The sequence below is a fragment of the Amycolatopsis sp. PSD-21 genome (assembly GCF_055561455.1).
In genome coordinates this window covers 8,309,615-8,325,959 of sequence record NZ_CM145712.1, presented here as the reverse complement: position 1 = coordinate 8,325,959, position 16,345 = coordinate 8,309,615, and the positions used below count along the sequence as shown (strand labels likewise).

Sequence of the window (16,345 nt, the reverse complement as noted above, 5' to 3'; positions counted from 1 at the left end):
TACGGCACACTCTTGCCGCATGGCGGACACGACGACAACAGAACAGACCGGTCCGGCCGGTCAACCGAGCCTCAAGCGGGTGATGGGTTCCAAACTCCTGCTGTTCTTCGTGGTGGGGGACATCATCGGGACGGGCGTCTACGCGCTCACCGGGCAGGTGGCGGGCCGGGTGGGCGGCGCGCTGTGGCTTCCGTTCCTGATCGCTTTCGTGGTCGCGTTCATGACCGCGTTCAGCTACCTGGAACTGGTCGGGAAGTACCCGCAGGCGGCGGGGGCCGCGCTCTACACGCACAAGGCGTTCAAGATCCGCTTCCTCACCTTCATGGTGGCGTTCGCGGTGATGTGCTCGGGGATCACGTCGGCCTCGTCGGCGGCGAAGGCCTTCGGCGAGACCTATCTCAAGGAGTTCATCACCGCGCCGATGCCGCTGGTGGCGATCCTGTTCGTGATCGGCCTCGCGCTGATCAACTTCCGCGGGGTCTCCGAATCGGTGAAGACCAACGTGGTGCTGACCTGTATCGAGATCGGCGGTCTGCTGATCATCATCGGGGTCGGCGTGTGGGCGGTGCTCAACGGCAACGGGGACGCCTCGCGGCTGGTCGAGTTCGACACCGAGAACCAGACGATGCTGGTGGCGATCACGTCGGCGACTTCGCTGGCGTTCTTCGCGATGGTCGGTTTCGAGGACTCGGTGAACATGGCCGAGGAGTGCAAGGACCCGATCCGGATCTTCCCGAAGGCGATGCTGTGGGGCATGGTCATCGCCGCGACCATCTACATCCTGGTCTCCGTGACCTCTTCGCTGCTGGTGCCCGCGGACGAGCTGGAGGCGGCCAAGAGCAGCGCGCTGCTGAAGGTCCTCGACGTCGGCGCGCCCGGTTTCCCGCGGGAGGTCTTCTCCGCGATCGGTCTCTTCGCGGTCATCAACTCGGCGCTGATCAACATGCTGATGGCCAGCCGCCTGCTGTACGGCATGGCGAACCAGCGGATCATCCCGAAGCAGCTGGGCACCGTGCACCCGTTCCGCCGCAGCCCGTGGGTGGCGATCGTGTTCACCAGCCTGATCGCGATCGGCCTCGTGTCCTTTGTGGACATCGGGGTGCTCGGTGGCACGACGGCGTTGCTGCTGCTGGCGGTGTTCGCCATCGTCAACGTCGCGGTCCTGGTGCTGCGCAAGGAGAAGGCGGCGCACAAGCATTTCCGGGCGCCGACGATCATCCCGGTGCTGGCCGCGATCTTCTGCGTCTACCTGGTGACGCCGCTGTCCGGGCGGCCCGCGCGCGACTACAAGGTCGCCGCGATCCTGCTCGGCGTCGGCATCGTGCTGTGGGGGATCAACTGGCTCATCATGCGGGCCACGCACAAGGAAGAGGACCGGCAGCCCCTCGAGCCGCCGGTCGGCTGACCCGCATCGGCGGGTTTCGAGTGTCGTGAAGGGGACTTTCGCCGCATCGGATGCGGGGAAAGTCCCCTTCGCGCTTGGCGCCGCCGCCTCACCGGGCTAGAGCGCCGGTGTCGCGAAAGCCACTTTCGGGACGTCAGGCGTCGCGAAAGTGGCTTTCGCGACACGTCACCGAGCTCGATCAACCGCGGCTGAGCGCCTGGTACTCCACCGGGCTGTGGGCCGAGAACACGGTGACCTCGTCGGCGTGTTCCCGGCTCAGCTCCCGCAGCCGCTCGACGTTCTCCAGCCGCGGTTTGCGCAGGGTCTGCACCATGTTCTGGAAAGCGGTCATCCCCGGCGGGCAGTGCGGCTTGACCGGGTCCATCTGGCCGTGGAAGAAGTACGCGTCGCCGGCGTGCAGCAGCCAGCCGTCGCCGGTGTCGACGGCCACCCCGGTATGCCCCTTGGTGTGCCCCGCGAGCGGCACCAGCAGGATCTCCGGCGGCAGGCCCTTCAGCTCGCGGACGGCCTGGAAACCGAACCAGTCGTCCCCCGCCTCGTCGTACATGCTCCACAGTGGACGGTGGGCGAACTGGTTGGCGCGGAACCGCAGCTTTTCGCTCTGGTTGGCCGGTGACGTCGCCGCGTCGTGCTCCGCGGTGCGGACGTGCACGACGGCGTTCGGGAAGTCGGCGAGCCCGCCCGCGTGGTCGACGTCGAGGTGGGTGCAGATGATGTGCCGGACGTCTTCGAGCTGGTGGCCCAGCGCCTCGACGTGGTGCGCCGCGGTCTCCGTCTCGACCGGCTTGGCGCCGACCATGAGCGTGAACGGCGTGCCGAGCCAGGCGCCGGGATTCTCGACGCCCTTGCGGCCGAAACCGGTGTCCACCAGCACGAGCCCGTCGCCGGTCTCGATGAGCAGGCAGTGCGCCACCAGCTCCGAGCGGCGCAGCAGGCCGGGCTGGCCGTCGAGCAGCTTCCCGCCCGGTGCGCGCATCGTGCCGCAGTTCAGGTGGTGCACCTTCATAGCCTGCTCCTCTGGCTGAGCCGTTCGAATGCGGTGGCGTCGTGCGCGGCGAAGACCGTCACCTCGGCACCGTTGTTACTGACAAGTTCGCGCAGCCGGCGCTGGTTGTCCAGTCGTGCGGTCTTCTCCGTCTGCATATACGACTCGAAGAAGCCCAAGGCCAGAGGGATATGCGGCTTTCGCTCCAGCTCGCCGCCGTGGAAGACGGCGTCACCGGCGTTGAGGAGCCAGCCGTCGCCGGTGTCGACCGCGACGCCCGCGTGCCCGCGGGTGTGCCCGGCGAGCGGGATGATCAGGACGTCCGGGACCCCTTCGAGCTCGCGGACGGCGTCGAAACCGAACCACGGCTCGCCGTCGGCGCGGTACGACCTCCACAGTGGACCATGGCTGAACTGGACCTTCCGGTAGCGGCTCGCCTCCTTGCGGTCGATCGGCTTCTCCAGCGCCTGGAGTTCGCGATCGTGGACGTGGACCCGCGCCTGGGGGAAGTCGACGAGCCCGCCCGCGTGGTCGAGGTCGAGGTGGGTGAGCACGATGTCGCGCACGTCGGCCGGGTCGAAGCCGAGCTTGCGGATCTGGGTGGTGGCGCTCAGGTCGTCGTCGCTGTCGGGGTGCACCAGCCGGACGAAACCGGCGCCGAGCCATTCGGTCGGGCGGGTGACCGTCGGCGTTCCGACACCGGTCTCGACGAGCACGAGCCCGTTGTCGGTCTCCAGCAGAAGGCAGTGGCAGATCAGCTCGGCGCGGCGGAACAGACCGGGCCTGCCGTCGACGAGTTTGCCGCCGACCGGCCGCATGGTTCCGCAGTTCAGGTGATGGACGCGCATCAGGACAGCTCCCGTTCGAGGGTGGCACGGAGGTGAGGGGCGATCGCGCGCAGCGGCGCGGTGTCGTGCAACGTCTTGGCCAGTAGCAGACCACCCTCGATGGCGGCGAGGACGACCGTGGCCAGTTGGTCCGCCTTGTCGGTGTCCAGCGCGTCGGCGATGACGGTGTGCCAGGAGGTGTAGCCGTCGGCGCAGGCCTGGCGGATCACCTCGCTGTCGCCCGACGCGTCGAGCGCGACCGTCGCGAGTGGGCAGCCGCGCTGGAAATCCGACTCCTCCAGCGAGGTCGCCAGCGCTTCGACCACGTTCTCGATACCGGTGACGATGTCGGGCGCGTTCGCGGCGATCGTGCGCAACTGGTCGCAGAGCCGGTCCGCGGACTGGCGGATGGCCTCGGCGGCCAGCTGCTCCTTGCCGCCGGGGAAGTGGAAGTAGAGCGAGCCCTTGGGCGCGCCGACGGCGGTGACGAGCTGGTTGAGCCCGGTGGCGTGATAACCCTGCTGGTGGAAGAGCTCGGCGGCGGAATCGAGCATGCGCTGCCGGGTGTCGGTGCGACGGACCATGCGGCCGACTGTAGCTCAAACTATGACGACCGGTCTAGTAAGACTCGGGTGCGCCAACTCGGATCTCGCGTGATTGGAGGCGTAACTCGCGTGATCAGACGCGGCACTCATGAGTTCGCCGTCCGAACACGCGAGTTACGCCTCCAATCACGTGAGTTACGTGCCTGATCACGCGAGTCGCGCCTTGGGCTCACGAGGCCGGGTAACGTCCGGCCCGTGTACACGCCCTACGCCGAACTCGACCAGGTCCTCACCGACCTGGTCGCGTCAGCCCGCGAGATCCTCGGCGACACGTACGTCGGCGCGTACGTCCAGGGCTCCTTCGCGCTCGGCGCCGGCGACCTCCACAGCGACTGCGACTTCATCATCGCGACCACCGAACCGCCCAGCGGCACGATCGAAGCGGATCTCCGCGCGTTCCACGACGAGCTTCCCACCCGAGAAGGCTTCTGGTGCAAGGAAATCGAGGGCTCGTACGCGGACACAGCGTCGCTGAAAACCAGCCAGGGCCTCGGCACGCCGTGGCTGTACTGCGACCACGGCCATCGCGTCCTGATCTGGGACACCCACTGCAACAGCCTCCACACGCGCTGGATCCTGCGTCACAAAGGCATCGTGCTCGACGGCCCGCCGATCGCGACCCTCGTCGACGAACCGCCGCCGGACGCGATGCGTGCGGCGATGCGCGAAGAGTTGCACGGCCTGGTCGACGGCGTCCGCGCGTGGGCGCCCTTCGACATCGCGTGGACCCAGCGCTACATCGTGTCGACTTGTTGCCGCGTGCTCTACACGCTGCGCACGGCCGAGGTCGAGTCGAAGCGCGGCGCGCTCCTTTGGGCGCGTGAGAACCTCGATCCGCGCTGGCGGCCGTTGCTCACGCAGGTGCTGCGAGACCGCGAACTCGGCTGGGATCCGGAGGATCCGCCACGGCCGGGCAGCCTCGAAGCGGCCTGCGAGTTCGCCGCGTACGCCGAAAGCCTAGACACCGATCGCGGACGCTGACCCGCCGAACTGTTGCCGCAGCTCGCGTTTGAGCAGTTTCCCGGACGCGTTCTTCGGCAGTTCGCCGACGAAATGCACCGACTTCGGCACCTTGTGCGCCGCCAAGGACTTCTTGGCGAACTCGATCAGTTCCGCTTCCTCGACGGGTTCCTTCGCCACGACCACCGCGGCGATCGCTTCGATCCAGCGTTCGTGCGGCAGGCCGACGACGGCGACCTCGGCGACGGCGGGATGCGCGTACAGCGCGTCCTCCACCTCGCGTGAAGCGACCAGGACGCCACCGGTGTTGACGACGTCCTTGATCCGGTCGACGACGAACAGGTAACCCTCTTCGTCCTGCCGCACCAGGTCGCCGGAGTGGAACCAGCCGCCCGCGAAAGCCTCCACCGACTCCTCGGGCTTGCCCCAGTAACCGGTGCACAGCTGAGGAGAGCGATAGACGACCTCGCCGAGTTCACCCGGCGGGAGGTCGTTCATCTCGGCGTCCACCACCCGCGTCTCGACGAAGAGGACCGGCCGCCCGACGGAATCCGGCCGCGCGTCGTGCTCTTCCGGCCGCAGCACCGTCGCGAGTGGACCGATCTCCGACTGGCCGAAGCAGTTGTAGAAACCGACTCCTTCGAGTCGTGCGCGCAGCGCTTTCAGCACCGGCACGGGCATGATCGACGCGCCGTAGTAGGCCTTGGTGAGGCAGCTCAGATCCGCGTCCGCGAGACCGGGATGGTTCGCGAGCCCGACCCAGACGGTCGGCGGGAAGAACAGCGAAGTAATGCCCTGACGCGGAATCCGCGCGAGGATGTCGCCGAGGTCGGGCGCCTCGACGAGGTGGTTCGTCGCGCCGACGGCCAGCCCGGGCATGAGGAACACGTGCATCTGCGCCGAGTGGTACAGCGGCAGCGCGTGCAGCGGCACGTCACGGTCGCTCAGGTCGAGCGCCGCGATGCAGGACGAGTACTCGTGCACCAGCGCGCGGTGGGTGAGCATCGCGCCCTTCGGCCGCGAGGTCGTGCCGGACGTGTAGAGCAGCTGGACGAGGTCGTCGTCGGCGACCCCGGACTCCTCGTGCGGGGCGGCGGTCTCGTCCAGCGCCCACTCCAGAACGTCCAGTGTGGACACATGATCGACATCGACGTACCCGGCCAGTGAGGGGTCGACGAAGGCGACGGCCGGTTCGGACTGCGTGAGCAGGTACTCGAGTTCTTCACCGCGCGCGTTGAAGTTCACCGGCACGTGCACCAGCCCGGCGCGGGCGCAACCGAGGTACAGCAACAGGTACGCGTCGGAGTTCTTGCCGAAGGCCGCGACGCGGTCACCGTGGGCGAGCCCGCGGCCGAGCAGTTTCGCCGCGACCCGCCCCGCCGCGCGGTCGAGTTCCGCGTACGTCCACACGCGATCGGCGAACGTGAGGGCGACCCGGTCCGGGACGCGGCGCGCGCTGCGTTCCAGGACGCGGCCGACGGTGCTGGGGTAGCCGGGAACGGTCATCGCGGCGGTCTCCTTCGTCCGGGCGTGGCGCTCCCACACTACTTCGGACAAGGCCGCCGGTAACCTCGTCGGCATGGCCAATCCCACCGGAGAGCAGTTCGAGATCACCCGCGGCAACGCGCGCGCCGTCGTCACCGAGATCGGTGCCGGGCTGCGCGCGTTCGAGGTCGGCGGAGTGCCCTACGTCGAGGCGTTCGCCGAGGACGAGAAGCCGCCGAAGGGCGCCGGGCAGGTGCTGCTGCCCTGGCCGAACCGCACCAAGGCCGGCCAGTGGGTGTACCAGGGTGAGAAGCAGCAGCTCCCGATCACCGAGGAGGCGCGCGGCAACGCGATCCACGGCCTGACCCGGCACGAGGAGTGGGAGCTCCTGGAGCACGCGGAGTCGTCGATCACGATGGCCATCGACGTCCCGGCGCAGGAGGGCTGGCCGGTGCCGCTGCGCGCGACCATCACCTACGAGATCTCGCCGCGCGAGCTGGTCGTGACGCACGAGATCCGCAACGAGGGCGAGAGCCCGATCGGCGTCGGGCTCGGCACGCACCCCTACTTCCGCATCGGCGACGTGCCCACCGATGAGCTGACGCTGACGCTGCCCGCGAGCCGGGTCCGCCCGTATCTCGGCGACGAGCAGATGCCGTACGCCGACGAGCAGGACGTCGAGGGGACCGAGTACGACTTCCGGTCCGGCAAGGTGCTCGAAGGCGTCGACCTCGACACGGCGTTCGGCGGGCTGAGCGTCGCCGAGGACGGCAACCACCACCACGTCCTCTCGCACGGGGAGCAGGAGCTGCTGGTCTGGGCCGGGCCGGACTTCCGCTGGGCGCAGGTGTTCACGCCGGGCGACCTGGTCGGCCGCGGGCGGGCGGTGGCGATCGAGCCGATGACCTGCCCCGCCGACGCGCTCAACACCGGCACCGACCTGATCGACCTGGAGCCCGCGTCGTCGTGGACCGGGAGCTGGGGAATCCGGGTGCGCTGATGGAGGCACCTCTCCGGCTGGGCCCCGCCGACGCGGGTGAGGTGCTCACGCTGCAGCGCGCGGCGTACGTCCCGGAGGCAAGGGAGCACGAGAACCTCGACCTCCCGCCGCTGCTGGAGACCTTCGAGCAGGCCAAGGAGGCACTGGGCGATCCCGCGTGTTTCGCCTGGGGCATCAGGGAATCCGGACGGCTGGTGGCGAGCGTCCGGATCGTCGTGGACGGCGAGGCCGGTCTCGTCGGCAGGCTCATCGTGGCCCCGGACAGGCAGGGACACGGCCTCGGCAGCTCGTTGCTGCTCGCCGCCGAGGCGGCCGCGCCGCCCTCGGTGAGCGTGTTCCGCCTGTTCACCGGGGAGCGGAGCGCGGGCCCGCTCCGGATGTACCGGAAGCTCGGCTACGTCGAAACGCACCGCACGCCCGAGGCGCACTACGAACTGGTCCATTTCGAAAAGCCCCGCGTGCGGACCGGTGGCCCAGTTCGTTAGCGTGTCAAAGTATGTCTGACAAAGCACAGGTCAAGGCCATCGTCGGTGGTTACGTCGTCCCGGTCGACGGTGATCCCATCGACGGCGGCACGGTCCTCATCGAGAACGGGAAGATCGCCGCGGTCGGCACGGACGCCGACGTCGATGTCCCCGACGACGCCGAACTGATCGACGCCGCGGGCAGCTGGGTGCTGCCCGGGTTCATCGACGCGCACGCCCACCTCGGCGTTCACGAGGACGGCGAAGGCTCGCCTTCCTGACTTCGTGCACACTGTACCTGACCGGCCCGGAGGGGGCCCGGTACCAGGAGGTCAGGGCATGGCGAGAGTGCTTGGACGTATCCGGCTCAGCCGGGTCACGGATGAATCCACGTCTGTCGAGAGGCAGACGGAGGCTATTGAAGCGTGGGCGAAAGCCAACGGTCACGAGATCGTGGATTGGGCTATAGATCTCGACTTCTCCCGATCGGTGAAGCCATTCGACGCACCCAACTTCGGGCCGTGGCTAAACGACCCGGAGAAGGTGGCCCAGTGGGACATTGTCGTTGCGTATCGAGTCGACCGCTTTGGGGCCGGTTTGAAGCTGACCCCACTCTATTCATGGTGCATGGAAAACGATAAGGATCTGATCTCCACAACTCAGCCGTTCAACCTTCGCTCAGTTGAGGGCCGGATCATTGCCACGGTCCTAGCGGAAATCGCTCAAGGCGAATGGGAAGCCACTCAGGAGCGCATCCTCAATACCCGCATCTTCCTTCGTGGTGAGGGCCGGTGGCCTGGCGGAACCCCGAAGTACGGCTTCTGGCCCGTAAGGCGTGGCGCGGGATACAAGCTCATTCACGACGATGAGACGGCCCCAGTCGTCCGGCGAATCGTCGGCGAATACCTGGACGGCCTGCCGCTGGAAACCATCGCGCACAGGCTGAACGAAGACGGCATCCTGTCTCCGATGGACCACTACCGGACCCGGAAGATGCGTGTAGCGGAGGCGGCCGGAGAGGAGTACACGGGGACGCTCCCGGCGGGAACCAAGTGGGGGCCAACGACTGTAAGCAAGATCGTGCGGTCCAAGTCGCTCATGGGCGAAGTGGTGCACTACGGCAAGACGGAGCGGGACGAGAACGGAGACCCGGTCACCTACAGCGCGGAACCGCTGATCGATCCGGCCGAATACCAACGACTTCAGGCGGAAGTTGCCCGCCGGGCCGAAGGGAAGACGCCCAGGGAGCGCAACACCGGTCAGCTTCTCGACGTGGCGAAGTGCCTGGAGTGCAACGGAAACCTCCACCACCGAACCCAGCGTAAGAAGCCCACGAAGAACGGGAAGCCGGGCCAGATCTACCGGTACTACTACTGCCAGAACAAGCACGGGCAGCACATCCGCGCGGAGGAGCTGGAGGACTACGTGGGCAACATGTTCTTGCTCCTCCTGGGAGACCGGCCACGGATGCGTCGGGTCTACATCCCTGCGGAGGACCACACAGCCGACCTAGAAGCCGCTGAGAGGGCCGCAGAGGAGCTGAGCGCGGCTCTAGCGGAGGCAAGGTCAGACAGGACCCGCGAACGCATCAGGGGACAACTCAGGGCCCAAGACGCACGCATCGTTGAGCTAGAGGTACTGCCTCAGCGACCGGCCCGGACAGAGCTTCGCGCGGACGGGGTCACGTATCAGGAAGAGTGGGAGCGCTTGGACGAAGTCGGCCGCCGGAACCTCCTCCGGGAGTCCGGCATCACGGTGCCTGCCATGTTCAGCGGCAGAGAATCCAGGGGCCGCAAGGTGATCAGCGAAGGTGAGCTAGGGCTGAAAGTGGAGATCCCCCGGGACATTCAGGACCGGCTCAAGCTGCCGGACAGTGCGCATACCGGCCTGATGTACTTCCGGGGGCTCCGGAAGATGATGCAGGAGAAGGGACACACCGGAAACGTGGTCCTGAAGTAGCCCAGAGACGACGAAAGGCCCCCGCCATCGAGCGGGGGCTTCGTCATGTCAGATGGGCATCACGGTGATGTTGCGGACGTCGAACGTGGCGGCACTGCCTGCCGTCTGGGCCCGGTACTTCAGCGTGAAGGTATTCAGACCCGGCTGGAGGCCGTGGCGTGCGTCTACAAGCCACGTCTGAGAGGCGGTTACAAAGAAGTCGCCTTCCCACTGAATAGCGCCCGCAGCCCAGAACGGCGTGCTGCCGCCTACAGGAACGATCGTGCTAGCCCCGGTAACCGCAAGGGTGAACCAACCCCCCGAGTAAATCCCAGGCGCGTCCGGAGGCGTTGAGACGCCAACATTCGCGAGTACCACCACACGACGCGACGAACCGATATACGTAGACACCGAAGGGCCCGGGGTGCCAGCGAGATCACCAAAGCTAGTCGAGGTCGTGCTACCCGCCGAAGGAACATAAGTTGACTGGATACCGGAACCGGCGGCACCACCAGGAGCGGCAACCTTACCCATGATGAAGTACTGACGCTGCTTGCGCATCACGACAACTACGTCACCCGGGAAGTACGCAATCCCAATACCACCCTGGAGAGCACGAAGGTTCGAGATCTCAACACTGTTGATGACAACCACGTTTGTGCCGGACTGGATATCCCAGGATCGAATGACACCGGTATGGAACGCTACGTCTTCGGGGCCGGTAGGCCCCTGCATCCCCTGTGTGATCAGGTCCGCAATCTCTGCGGCATTAGCCATATTGGCCTCCTACATGGAAAAGCCCCCAGGACCCGAAGGTCCCAGGGGCTGAAGTTGTTGGTAGATCAGGCTCCTAGCGCTCCGGCCAGGTTCTGGAGGTACGCAAGGCGCTTCGCCTCTGCCTCAGCCTGACGGGCCGCTTCGGCGGCCTCAGCGTTGGTTACCAGCTTCGGCTTTCCGTTCTGTGGATCAGAAATGAGCTTCCAAGTCTTGGAATCGTTGGCAACGCGCAGGACAGCCGCCGCACGCTCAGTCACCGGCCGGTTGATGAACTTCAAGCCTGCCTTGGCAATCAGGACAGCGCCTACGGGCGAGAAGAGCGAGTGAGGGTCATCCTCAACCACGATGCCGGTCATGGACTTGACGTTCTGGCGTAGCGGCTGAATCAGCTCGTAAGCGTCGCGGAAGTCGCCGGTGAAGTCGGTCCACTCGGCAAGCAACTTGATGGCCTGGAACCACTTTGCGGAACGGCTCTGGAGTTCCTGAGGCGTCTTCACGGAGCCGAAACGCTGGGCCGTCTTGACCGACTCGTCCAGCTCCTTCATCGCGGTGTGCAGGCGAACCGCCGCCGTGGCCTGCTCAGCCTGAGCGTCCAGCGAAGCGCGGATGTCGTTGGCCAGAGCCAAAGGCACAGCCGGGGCAGCCTCGTTCACGGCGTCGAACTGAGCCGCCTTGCCGAACAGGTAGTCATCGGCGAAGCCGACGCGTACCGCGTTCCACTCAGCGTCCACCCGGTCATTAACCGCCTTGCGGAGGCTCATTCCAACCAGCGCGTTCTTGCGGACTTCGATATCTGCCAGGCGGGCCAGGAGTTCCGGCGCTTCCTTGGCGGTTGCGTTGGTGATCAGCTTCTGTCGGATCTCGGCGGCCTCACGGCCGTTCTCCTGTGCGTCGAGCGCGGCGGAGGTGGCCAGTGCATCGGCCAAAGCCTTGCCAGGCTTGAATCCCAGCTCCTGGGCTGCCTCAATCTGAATGGTTGTCGTGTAAGCCATGTTCTTGTCTCCCTTGGTATGTCAGTCGTTCCAGAGCGGGTCGTTCCAGGCTCCGGAGTCGCCAGATGCAACGACGTTCATTTCAAGCATTCGCTTCACGTCGTCCATCGGGTCAGCGGAGCAACCGTCACTAGTGGGCGTAGTGCGGTCAGTGGTTGGCGCGGCAGGCTCTTCCTGAGCCGTAGCAACGGTCTTCGGTGCTTCGTTGGCCTCAATGGCCTGTTCGATGTATGCGGCCAGAGGCTCCGGCTCAGCGGTGGCCTGCTGGCCGTTCTGAAGCCACGTCGCCAGGGACGCAAAGTCTTCATAGTTCGTCATTGGCTGCCTCCTGTGCAGCGCGCCAGTCGTCGCTATGCTCAGCGATCCAGCGGTCAAGGTCGGCCGGTACATCGGTCAGAAGTGGCTCAACGGCAGGAATCTCCGGCTCTTCCGGACCCTGTGGTACCGGCGGCTCCTCACGGGAGCCGGTGGCACGACCGATGAATTCGGCAAGGCGGGCAACGTCTTCACTCATCGGCGGGCTCCATCTCTACGGGCTCACCCGTGGTCTCCAGAACCCAGCCGGAGACTTCGCCATCGGAGTCATAGACCGGGAGCATCAGTTCAGGGCGGGTCGGTCGCGGACGCGGTGTCGGCTCAGTCATGGTCGGGCTCGATTCGTCCATCGGGGTACGACACCAGCGGCTCACCGCCGGGGCCGGGGATCAACACGGGATGCGGCCCACGAAGTGCAGCGGCACGCCCAAGGTGGAGCTGGGCGTGCACGTCAGCCACGTTGCGGGTCCAGTTGTCGGCGGCCTCTGCCGCGCGTTCCTGGTAGAGCTGGGCAGCCTCTTCGTTGTTGCGGGCAAGAGCTTCACGGTTCGGGTGAACAGACACGGCGAACCTCCTTACAGGTCAGGGATTGCGGGCTATCAGAGCCCTGGGAGTGGGCATAGGGCTTTGGGAGGGTGTGCGTCGGCTGAACACCACGCCTTGGGCCAGAGGGACGGGGGGAGGGCTTGCCCCCCAGGGGTCACAGAGTTGGCCATTGCTGGCCCTGAGATGGCTCAGGACGGGCGAATGCCTTCGGAAGGGTGTGGCTCTGCCGGACGCGTGCCCTTGGCCTTCCAGCGCGCGTATCCGGCCTGCTGCTCTGCCCGGGTCTTCGGCTCGTGGCACGTGGCACACAGAGTCTGAAGGTTGTGAGGATCGTGGGTTCCGTTCTGGCTCAACGGAATGATGTGGTCCACGATGTTGCCCGGGTTGCCGCACATCTGACAGGTCTTGTTGTCCCGCTTGAGGATCTGCCCACGGAGTGGGGCAGGAACAGCCGGGCCACGCTTGGAACTCCAGTTCGCCATGAGGCTCCCATCTGCATGATTGGTCTACCTCGTGCCGACACAGGCGTCAGGGAATCCGCAGGTAGAGAAGGGGTAGCAACCAGCCGGCTGGGGGCCGGAGGTGTGTGAATGGTCTAGGTGGCCAGAGGGAGCGCAGGCGGATCAGGAAAGGGGGGACACCCGCGCTCAACCTCTGACCTTCACCCCGCGTTCTGAGGAGGAGAGAACGGGGTGAGCTGAGACCAGACCGGCCGATGCCGCAGCGGCTGAAGTGGGCCTCACATCAGCCGGTCTGGAGAAGTGGAGGACTGGCAACCCGAGGGAGGAGCAGGCTGCCAGTCCATACCCAAGCCAACGCCACCCGCCGGGTAACCGGCTCAGGTAGTAGTTGGTTGTGAGGGGCGGTCTTCCCGTCCCTCATCTATCTGTCCAGAAACGTTAAGACGCCTTCGCCTCCAGCTTGGCGCGCATCTTCCGCTTGGCGTTGGACCAGTGCACGCGGGCCGAACCCGGTGTGATCTCAAGGGTTTCGGCTACGTCGGTCAGGTAGCCACGTCCTCGGTCGCGTCCGTCCAACACGTGGAAGGCAACGGCCTTCTCCAGTGGCGTCAGGGGAAAGCGGGCTAGGAGGTCTTCTAGGCCATCCGTGCCGTACTCCGTGATCTCGTCATCGGTGCGGAGCCGGAGACCGGCCCGCGTGAAGCGGACCGCTCCGGGTTCAACGCCCAGGTGCTGTAGGAGGTCCGTACTCCAGACCCGTAGTCGTTCACGGCCTGCACGGTCAGGTTCTACTTCTACCGGCGGGACTTCGCCGTCCACGTTGGCAAGGATCATGTCGGCGGCCTGCTGAAGTGCAGCGCGGTCAACGGAGCCGGACGGAACGATGGCGGAGTTGTAGTCAATCATCAGTTTGCCTTTCAGGGGTTGGAAGTACTCCCGGGCTGACGTCGGCCCGACCGAAGGGAGGCCGACTCAGATCCGGACTGTCTAAGGGAAACTACATATGGGGGTCAGACAGTCCGGTTCCAGCCGTCGCCGCTTCGCGCTCCGGTCTGGCCCGGGAAGGGTTAAAGACTCTGAACCTTCAGATCTTCACCTCGCCACCGCGAGGGCTGAAAGCCCGTAAGAGTCTTAGAGAAGTGTGTAGGTGGCCTTCACAGTTGGGGCCCTTTTTGGGGGTTTCAGGCCCCGTTCTGGTACCTCAAGTGTGAAGGTGGCCCCGCCACTTGGTGTGAAGGTGGCCTACACAGTTGAGGGCTTCTCTTCTCCGAACTTCGGGCGCTTGTCCCGACCCTGGAAGTACTCCCACCCACGTGGGAACTGAAGTTGTAGCACTGGCCGCTTGTTCTGAGTCTTGCCGGTTTCGTACCACCAGCCAAGCGACCACAGGAGCCGGATGTACTCGGCTTCCGTCTTGTGGCTCCGGCCGGTGTGCTCCGCCATCTTCCGGCTAGACATGGCTACCGTGTGCGCGCTTGTCCATGCGTACTCAGCAAGCACCATCGCGGTAACGATGGCCGCGTTGTCTAGGCGGCTGTCCTTGCGGACGGCGTCGGCCCAGTCGCGCAGCCACTTACGGGAACCGTTGGGGTCTGGATCAGTCTTCGGTGTGCGCATCGTTGTTGCCCTTCTCGCGGGTCGGCTCGTAAGCCGCCCGGGTGGTTTCGTAGTCGGTGATGATCGAACGAAGCTCAGTGATCACGATGGCGTTCGGGAGGGTCCGGCCACTGAGGAACCGCATTACCCACGGCCGTCCAACGTTCAGCCGCCGGGCAAGCTCTGCCGGGCCTCCGAGGTACTGAGCCGCCTTGCTGGCAAGCTTCGCGGTCTCGAACGTGTTCATTCCTTGTGTCCCTTCAGCTTCACGCCCTCAGGGAGGGCCTTACGTGTCACAGCGAAGACCTGGTGTCGGCTCCGGTCACACGCGCCGCAGCAAACCCAGTTGAGGACCTTTTCGGCCTCCTGCTTGGAATCCACCAGGACGGCCGACGCGTAGCGGCACCAGTGGACAACCATCAGACGGCCCTTCCGGCCGTCTACGCGGCACACAGACGGGATAGCGCAGCCAACCCAGGCGGCTGGGCTCCGGTGCTTCTTCGGGCAGCGACAGGGCAACTGAGCCACCGTGTCCGGTGCGCTCACCCACTTGTGCGGGTCGTACTCGTTCATCAGTAGCCCACCAGTTCCGAGATCTCGACGTTCAGGACGCGGGCTACGCGGGGGATCTTGTCCAGCGTCGGCACGTTGCGTCCGGCCCGCCAGTTGGACAGGGTCCGGATCGATACGCCCAGCCGGGCCGCGTACTGCTCCAGAGTTTCGGCACCCTGACCGTTGCGGATAGCCGTAGCGAACTTGGACATGGTTCATCTCCACTTCTTGGCAATTGCTTGCCGGTAGTTGGGCAAAAGAAAGAACCGCCCGGAAGGCGGCTCAAACAGAGAGGCAAGGAGTTGCCCTCACCTATAGCACTGAATCGTGAATTTTCCCTGGTCGGCGGTCTTCCCGCCGCTAGAGCCCAGAATAGGTGTGGGTGTCGGACCCTGCACGGGACCTAGGCTCAGGAGGTGGCAACCCATTGCCCCTCGTATAAAGCACCGAACCCTGAATTTTCCCAGGTCAGCCGATTGTGTATCAGGGTCTGTATCAGGCTGGACGGGTTCGGCAACTACTTGCCTCTACCTATAGCACCGGATCATGTCATTTCTCAGGAACGGGGCTTTTCTCTCAGCTTTCTTAACTGAGTGCAGCCGAATCGTTCCGGAGAGAATCAAGGCGGTGGTGAGCCTGCCGGAGCCGGAGAGGCAGCGTCGGCGAATACGCGGGCAGCAACCGCCGGGCCTCTGCCACGGCTGAACCGGCGGCTGTATCGCCCAAGGCGCTCAGGGCGAACGCGCGGTGAGCCACGTAGTACCCGGGGGTACGCCAGGAACCCGGAGGCACCGTGGCCGCCAAGGTGTCAGCCGTCCGGAGAGCGCCTAGCGCGTCTGAGCGTTGTCCGTCCTGGGCAAGGAATTCAGCGCGTTGGTAGTGCAGATACGCGCGTAGGCCAACGGAAACCCGGGTGTCCCGTGCCGCTGCTGCTGTCTGATCAGCCGCCGTCGCCAGGTCTCCGCGCCGCTGGGATCGGTACGCCTGAAAGGAAAGCGCTGTAGCGAGCCGCTGAGGGTGGTCCCCTTCGAGCGCGAACACGCAAGCCTGGTCAAGGTGTGCACGTGCCTGGGCTCCGTTGCCGACGTTGAGCGTCAGCCAGCCTAGGTAGGTCTCCACATTGGCCATGAGGTCCAGTCCGGCCCTCCGGGTCTCACCGCGTGCCGCACTCGTCAGCCGGGCCGCAAGGGCACGCTGAGCCTGGACTGTCGGGAGCACGTCAGCCGGTCCGGCGGAGGCTTCGAGCCGACGCACGGAGGTCAGCACACCCGCTATCGCTTTGAGGGAGCCATAATCGGGCCTCAGAGGCTCTGAGACGGCCGTAGAAGCCTTGGCGGGCAAGAACCCTAGCTCTTCCTCCGTGCGTCCGAGTATGGCGCTGAGAGCGGCACGGATGGCCTGTCCCGGTTTGCGGACTGCTCCGCGTTCGATCCGGCC

At 65.6% G+C, this 16,345-nt stretch carries 19 protein-coding genes and 1 pseudogene; 6 read left to right on the top strand and 14 right to left on the bottom strand.

All coding sequences use genetic code 11. From position 1 onward, the window contains the following. The first annotated feature begins 19 nt into the window (after positions 1-19). Positions 20-1,405, top strand: a complete 1,386-nt coding sequence (locus tag ACZ1DY_RS39095; protein WP_257484093.1) for an APC family permease — start codon at positions 20-22, stop codon at positions 1,403-1,405. A gap of 178 nt (positions 1,406-1,583) precedes the next feature. Here the strand turns inward: ACZ1DY_RS39095 and ACZ1DY_RS39090 are convergent, their stop codons facing one another. The 3 genes from ACZ1DY_RS39090 to ACZ1DY_RS39080 are packed head-to-tail and all read right to left on the bottom strand — an operon-like array spanning position 1,584 to position 3,801. Next, positions 1,584-2,411 (bottom strand): MBL fold metallo-hydrolase, encoded by an 828-nt coding sequence (locus tag ACZ1DY_RS39090; protein ID WP_465482650.1) that lies wholly within the window; start codon positions 2,409-2,411, stop codon positions 1,584-1,586. Beyond that, entirely contained in the window at positions 2,408-3,238 is an 831-nt protein-coding gene (locus ACZ1DY_RS39085) for an MBL fold metallo-hydrolase (protein ID WP_465482649.1), read from the bottom strand. Before ACZ1DY_RS39085 ends, ACZ1DY_RS39090 begins: the two co-directional genes overlap by 4 nt. Further along, entirely contained in the window at positions 3,238-3,801 is a 564-nt protein-coding gene (locus ACZ1DY_RS39080; RefSeq protein WP_126730523.1) for a TetR/AcrR family transcriptional regulator, read from the bottom strand. Before ACZ1DY_RS39080 ends, ACZ1DY_RS39085 begins: the two co-directional genes overlap by 1 nt. A gap of 216 nt (positions 3,802-4,017) precedes the next feature. Here ACZ1DY_RS39080 and ACZ1DY_RS39075 point away from each other — a divergent pair, with 216 nt between their 5' ends. After that, positions 4,018-4,803, top strand: a complete 786-nt coding sequence (locus ACZ1DY_RS39075) for an aminoglycoside adenylyltransferase domain-containing protein (protein ID WP_465482648.1) — start codon at positions 4,018-4,020, stop codon at positions 4,801-4,803. Here the strand turns inward: ACZ1DY_RS39075 and ACZ1DY_RS39070 are convergent. Continuing rightward, positions 4,780-6,288, bottom strand: a complete 1,509-nt coding sequence (locus ACZ1DY_RS39070) for a fatty acyl-CoA synthetase (protein WP_465485771.1) — start codon at positions 6,286-6,288, stop codon at positions 4,780-4,782. The two genes, ACZ1DY_RS39075 and ACZ1DY_RS39070, sit on opposite strands and share 24 nt — an antisense overlap. 73 nt (positions 6,289-6,361) lie before the next feature. Between ACZ1DY_RS39070 and ACZ1DY_RS39065 the strand changes: the two genes are divergently transcribed. From ACZ1DY_RS39065 to ACZ1DY_RS39050, 4 genes and pseudogenes are all read left to right on the top strand, one after another. Further along, positions 6,362-7,267 (top strand): aldose 1-epimerase family protein, encoded by a 906-nt coding sequence (locus ACZ1DY_RS39065; protein ID WP_257484100.1) that lies wholly within the window; start codon positions 6,362-6,364, stop codon positions 7,265-7,267. After that, complete coding sequence (locus ACZ1DY_RS39060; RefSeq protein ID WP_257484101.1) at positions 7,267-7,752, top strand: GNAT family N-acetyltransferase; 486 nt, start codon at positions 7,267-7,269, stop codon at positions 7,750-7,752. Before ACZ1DY_RS39065 ends, ACZ1DY_RS39060 begins: the two co-directional genes overlap by 1 nt. Before the next feature lie 11 nt (positions 7,753-7,763). Beyond that, positions 7,764-8,000, top strand: a pseudogene (locus ACZ1DY_RS39055) (amidohydrolase); the annotation flags it as partial. Between the two features lie 70 nt (positions 8,001-8,070). Continuing rightward, on the top strand, positions 8,071-9,690 hold the full coding sequence (locus ACZ1DY_RS39050) for a recombinase family protein (RefSeq protein ID WP_465482647.1): 1,620 nt from the start codon (positions 8,071-8,073) through the stop codon (positions 9,688-9,690). A gap of 48 nt (positions 9,691-9,738) precedes the next feature. On the opposite strand, the gene ACZ1DY_RS39045 is transcribed toward ACZ1DY_RS39050, so the two are convergent. From ACZ1DY_RS39045 to ACZ1DY_RS39000, 10 genes are all read right to left on the bottom strand, one after another. Further along, entirely contained in the window at positions 9,739-10,446 is a 708-nt protein-coding gene (locus ACZ1DY_RS39045; RefSeq protein WP_465482646.1) for a hypothetical protein, read from the bottom strand. A gap of 65 nt (positions 10,447-10,511) precedes the next feature. Next, positions 10,512-11,438 carry a hypothetical protein gene (locus ACZ1DY_RS39040; protein ID WP_465482645.1) on the bottom strand — a complete coding sequence of 309 codons (927 nt, stop codon included), beginning with the start codon at positions 11,436-11,438 and terminating at the stop codon, positions 10,512-10,514. Positions 11,439-11,459: 21 nt separating this feature from the next. Next, positions 11,460-11,756, bottom strand: a complete 297-nt coding sequence (locus ACZ1DY_RS39035; RefSeq protein WP_465482644.1) for a hypothetical protein — start codon at positions 11,754-11,756, stop codon at positions 11,460-11,462. Next, complete coding sequence (locus tag ACZ1DY_RS39030; protein ID WP_465482643.1) at positions 11,743-11,952, bottom strand: hypothetical protein; 210 nt, start codon at positions 11,950-11,952, stop codon at positions 11,743-11,745. The genes ACZ1DY_RS39035 and ACZ1DY_RS39030 overlap by 14 nt, the downstream gene beginning before the upstream one ends. Before the next feature lie 122 nt (positions 11,953-12,074). Beyond that, a complete protein-coding gene (locus tag ACZ1DY_RS39025) occupies positions 12,075-12,317 on the bottom strand; it encodes a hypothetical protein (protein ID WP_465482642.1) in 243 nt (80 codons plus the stop codon). A 170-nt stretch (positions 12,318-12,487) separates the two neighbouring features. After that, positions 12,488-12,694, bottom strand: coding sequence for an HNH endonuclease (locus ACZ1DY_RS39020; RefSeq protein WP_465485770.1), 207 nt, complete (start codon positions 12,692-12,694; stop codon positions 12,488-12,490). Between the two features lie 504 nt (positions 12,695-13,198). Next, complete coding sequence (locus ACZ1DY_RS39015) at positions 13,199-13,666, bottom strand: hypothetical protein (RefSeq protein WP_465482641.1); 468 nt, start codon at positions 13,664-13,666, stop codon at positions 13,199-13,201. Between the two features lie 336 nt (positions 13,667-14,002). Further along, entirely contained in the window at positions 14,003-14,377 is a 375-nt protein-coding gene (locus tag ACZ1DY_RS39010) for a hypothetical protein (protein ID WP_465482640.1), read from the bottom strand. Further along, the gene (locus ACZ1DY_RS39005) at positions 14,358-14,603 is read right to left on the bottom strand and encodes a hypothetical protein (RefSeq protein WP_465482639.1); all 246 of its coding nucleotides are present in this window, start codon (positions 14,601-14,603) and stop codon (positions 14,358-14,360) included. The genes ACZ1DY_RS39010 and ACZ1DY_RS39005 overlap by 20 nt, the downstream gene beginning before the upstream one ends. Before the next feature lie 325 nt (positions 14,604-14,928). Further along, positions 14,929-15,120, bottom strand: coding sequence for a helix-turn-helix domain-containing protein (locus tag ACZ1DY_RS39000; protein WP_465482638.1), 192 nt, complete (start codon positions 15,118-15,120; stop codon positions 14,929-14,931). Positions 15,121-16,345 lie beyond the last annotated feature (1,225 nt).

What these genes read in the sequence shown, in the direction of transcription:
- ACZ1DY_RS39020 (WP_465485770.1), bottom strand. Translation starts at nt 12,694, where the DNA reads ATGTGCGGCAACCCGGGCAACATCGTGGACCACATCATTCCGTTGAGC.
- ACZ1DY_RS39095 (WP_257484093.1), top strand. Translation starts at nt 20, where the DNA reads ATGGCGGACACGACGACAACAGAACAGACCGGTCCGGCCGGTCAACCG.
- ACZ1DY_RS39030 (WP_465482643.1), bottom strand. Translation starts at nt 11,952, where the DNA reads ATGAGTGAAGACGTTGCCCGCCTTGCCGAATTCATCGGTCGTGCCACC.
- ACZ1DY_RS39080 (WP_126730523.1), bottom strand. Translation starts at nt 3,801, where the DNA reads ATGGTCCGTCGCACCGACACCCGGCAGCGCATGCTCGATTCCGCCGCC.
- ACZ1DY_RS39035 (WP_465482644.1), bottom strand. Translation starts at nt 11,756, where the DNA reads ATGACGAACTATGAAGACTTTGCGTCCCTGGCGACGTGGCTTCAGAAC.
- ACZ1DY_RS39060 (WP_257484101.1), top strand. Translation starts at nt 7,267, where the DNA reads ATGGAGGCACCTCTCCGGCTGGGCCCCGCCGACGCGGGTGAGGTGCTC.
- ACZ1DY_RS39005 (WP_465482639.1), bottom strand. Translation starts at nt 14,603, where the DNA reads ATGAACACGTTCGAGACCGCGAAGCTTGCCAGCAAGGCGGCTCAGTAC.
- ACZ1DY_RS39000 (WP_465482638.1), bottom strand. Translation starts at nt 15,120, where the DNA reads ATGTCCAAGTTCGCTACGGCTATCCGCAACGGTCAGGGTGCCGAAACT.
- ACZ1DY_RS39045 (WP_465482646.1), bottom strand. Translation starts at nt 10,446, where the DNA reads ATGGCTAATGCCGCAGAGATTGCGGACCTGATCACACAGGGGATGCAG.
- ACZ1DY_RS39050 (WP_465482647.1), top strand. Translation starts at nt 8,071, where the DNA reads ATGGCGAGAGTGCTTGGACGTATCCGGCTCAGCCGGGTCACGGATGAA.
- ACZ1DY_RS39085 (WP_465482649.1), bottom strand. Translation starts at nt 3,238, where the DNA reads ATGCGCGTCCATCACCTGAACTGCGGAACCATGCGGCCGGTCGGCGGC.
- ACZ1DY_RS39090 (WP_465482650.1), bottom strand. Translation starts at nt 2,411, where the DNA reads ATGAAGGTGCACCACCTGAACTGCGGCACGATGCGCGCACCGGGCGGG.
- ACZ1DY_RS39015 (WP_465482641.1), bottom strand. Translation starts at nt 13,666, where the DNA reads ATGATTGACTACAACTCCGCCATCGTTCCGTCCGGCTCCGTTGACCGC.
- ACZ1DY_RS39065 (WP_257484100.1), top strand. Translation starts at nt 6,362, where the DNA reads ATGGCCAATCCCACCGGAGAGCAGTTCGAGATCACCCGCGGCAACGCG.
- ACZ1DY_RS39040 (WP_465482645.1), bottom strand. Translation starts at nt 11,438, where the DNA reads ATGGCTTACACGACAACCATTCAGATTGAGGCAGCCCAGGAGCTGGGA.
- ACZ1DY_RS39070 (WP_465485771.1), bottom strand. Translation starts at nt 6,288, where the DNA reads ATGACCGTTCCCGGCTACCCCAGCACCGTCGGCCGCGTCCTGGAACGC.
- ACZ1DY_RS39010 (WP_465482640.1), bottom strand. Translation starts at nt 14,377, where the DNA reads ATGCGCACACCGAAGACTGATCCAGACCCCAACGGTTCCCGTAAGTGG.